This window comes from Pelotomaculum propionicicum, from assembly GCF_004369225.1.
In the GTDB taxonomy this organism is placed as follows: Bacteria; Bacillota; Desulfotomaculia; order Desulfotomaculales; family Pelotomaculaceae; genus Pelotomaculum_B; species Pelotomaculum_B propionicicum.
In genome coordinates this window covers 1-2,275 of the sequence record NZ_QFFZ01000116.1, presented here as the reverse complement: position 1 = coordinate 2,275, position 2,275 = coordinate 1, and the positions used below count along the sequence as shown (strand labels likewise).

5 protein-coding genes are annotated in these 2,275 nt (G+C 47.1%); 4 read left to right on the top strand and 1 reads right to left on the bottom strand.

The window, feature by feature from the left end; all coding sequences use genetic code 11:
• A partial coding sequence (locus Pmgp_RS19080) for an NAD(P)/FAD-dependent oxidoreductase (RefSeq protein WP_134216247.1) occupies positions 1-535 on the bottom strand: 535 nt, incomplete at its 3' end.
• 188 nt (positions 536-723) lie between these two features.
• On the opposite strand from Pmgp_RS19080, the gene Pmgp_RS19075 reads away from it, so the two are divergent.
• The 4 genes from Pmgp_RS19075 to Pmgp_RS19060 form a co-directional block, all read left to right on the top strand.
• On the top strand, positions 724-1,059 hold the full coding sequence (locus tag Pmgp_RS19075) for a hypothetical protein (RefSeq protein ID WP_134216245.1): 336 nt from the start codon (positions 724-726) through the stop codon (positions 1,057-1,059).
• Positions 1,060-1,164: 105 nt separating this feature from the next.
• Positions 1,165-1,398: a hypothetical protein gene (locus tag Pmgp_RS19070; protein WP_134216243.1), complete on the top strand. Its 234-nt coding sequence runs from the start codon at positions 1,165-1,167 to the stop codon at positions 1,396-1,398.
• Between the two features lie 44 nt (positions 1,399-1,442).
• On the top strand, positions 1,443-1,643 hold the full coding sequence (locus tag Pmgp_RS19065) for a hypothetical protein (protein ID WP_134216241.1): 201 nt from the start codon (positions 1,443-1,445) through the stop codon (positions 1,641-1,643).
• A gap of 333 nt (positions 1,644-1,976) precedes the next feature.
• Positions 1,977-2,275: hypothetical protein (locus tag Pmgp_RS19060; RefSeq protein WP_205078054.1), on the top strand; the 299-nt coding region annotated here is incomplete at its 3' end.

The window sequence follows — 2,275 nt, the reverse complement described above, 5'->3', positions numbered from 1 at the left end:
TATCGTAGCCGTCGCCGGTCGAGCCGGTATGTTTGTATGACATACCGCCGGTGGCCAGCAGCACATTACTGCTATTCAAGCGGCTGTTGTCAGCAAGCAGCACGCCGCTCACCCGGTTGTCCCGGACCATCACTTCCTTGCCCCGGGCGCCGGTCTTTAGCTCGACCTTGTTTGAGCGCAGGTGCCGCTGCAGCGCCTCCACCACATCGCCGGCCCTGTCCGATACCGGGAAAACCCTGCCACCCTGCTCCACCTTGACCTTAACTCCCAGCACATTAAGCAGGGCGATCAAGTGCCGGCTGTCAAAACCGGCCAGGGCGCCGTACAGGAATCTCCCGTTGGAAACAATGTTTCTCTGAAAATCATCTATACCGCCGCTGTTGGTGACATTGCACCTGCCGTTGCCGGTGATGGCCAGTTTCCTGCCGGGGCGGTCGTTTTTCTCAGCCAGCAGGACTTTCAAACCTCTCGCCCCTGCCGTCGCCGCGCCCAGCATACCGGCAGGGCCCCCGCCAATCACGATCAAGTCATACATATTGCTTACTCACCTTAGCCTGATTATAAAAATATTTTCTGAAAATTGTTTGATTTTATCAGAATATTTGAACTTTTGTGATATAATTAATTTAAACTAAAATGTATATGTTTTTGTCACCTTGTAGGATGCTGCTTATTATATACAAATCTCTTTTGTTTTACAATCCGGGTGATAAGGGGGATTTGATGATGGAGCGTCTTGGCGGGATCAACGAATGCGTATACAATTACGGGAAAAGGACGGCAACGGCTTTCAGGTTTAACGGCGGTGTAAGGATAATAGGCTTTAAACAAGGGGAATTCTTCGATTTGCGGGTCCTGACCATCGGTCTCAACCCTAAAAGGGAGCACCTGGGCGAGTGCGCGCTGAGACTTATCCGCCCTTTGTTCAAGGACATTTCTGTCAACGAGATCAGTGAGGACGCGCTGCCTTTTTGGGAGAAAATGAAAGAGCGCGGCCTGATTAACAACTTGGGGACGATCAAGTGGGAAGGCCATTACGATTACACTATGTCCTGTTAAAAAAACAACTCTGCGGCCGGGCTAAGCGCCCGGCCTTTTTTATTTGAAAAGCAGGGTGAAAAAAATTATAATAAGCACAAGTCACATCAGCAGGAGTGATTGGGTATGACCAAAGACAAAAAGGTTATAGAGATAAGGCAGAGAATGATCGACCGCATCCTGGCGGAGGAGGAGTACCTGCGGAACCTGTCTCACCACCTGGGCGCCAGTGTGGATGTGGTAAAGGAATGGATCACCGAAAGCTATACCGACGAGATGCTGCGCAGTATGGTGGCAAGCCTGGACAGGCTGGAAAAAGCTAAGGAAATGGAAAAGGAAAACCCCGGATCTCTCGTTTAGCACACTACAATGTGATAAAATCAGATGTAAAAAGGAAGGCAAAAATGAAAAATACCAGAGTTTTGAGATATGTCATTCTTTTTATAGCGGTAGCCGCGGCAGTTTATGATTTAATGTTTTTTGTGAGACTGTATCAGTACCCGCACAGTCTGAGTAATAATGAAATTCTATATGGTTACTGGGCGCTGCCGGTTGCCATGGTGTTCCTATTCTTATACGCCTATTTAAATAAACCCCGCAGGTAAATGAATATCTTATTAATCATCAGCCATGGAGGCACACCGTGAAAAAGAATACGAAAAGCCGGTATTGACCGAGTATGAAAGTTTAAAAGATATTACCGGAGGACAACCAAGCCACATTGCCGGCTAGAAATCGTAACCCCGGGAAAGCTCTGAAACAAGACTTTTTATACTACCGGTACGGCTTGTTATACAGAGCTGACGCATGAATCTAAAGATTTATAACTGACAAGGTTTATAAGAGTTGGGGAGAAAAAGTTTTTCGCAAAATAGCACTGGACACCACAAAATAAATATGAGACAATAGTGTGGGAAATTTTAAAAAGGAGCCACACTATGACGATACATGAAGATTGGCCTGAGGAAGTTCTCTTGAACGGACGCATTTTTACAAGGGAAGAACTGGAACACATTAAGGAAGTGATCCGGTTGTTTCCCCGATTGAGTCAAAAGGAATTGGCGCATACGCTATGTGAAACCCTGTCGTGGTATGGACCAAACGGGAAACCAAAGCTGGAATCTTGCCGCGAGTTACTGCGAAAGCTGGAGGCGAAGGAATGGATTCGCCTTCCGGAAAAAAGAAAGGCGACTTCTTCAGGGAAAGAAACAGTCATCATCGGAACTGCTACCGAACC

Excerpts from the sequence above, each read along its gene's own strand:
- Pmgp_RS19075 (WP_134216245.1), top strand. The coding sequence starts at position 724 with ATGATGGAGCGTCTTGGCGGGATCAACGAATGCGTATACAATTACGGG.
- Pmgp_RS19070 (WP_134216243.1), top strand. The coding sequence starts at position 1,165 with ATGACCAAAGACAAAAAGGTTATAGAGATAAGGCAGAGAATGATCGAC.
- Pmgp_RS19065 (WP_134216241.1), top strand. The coding sequence starts at position 1,443 with ATGAAAAATACCAGAGTTTTGAGATATGTCATTCTTTTTATAGCGGTA.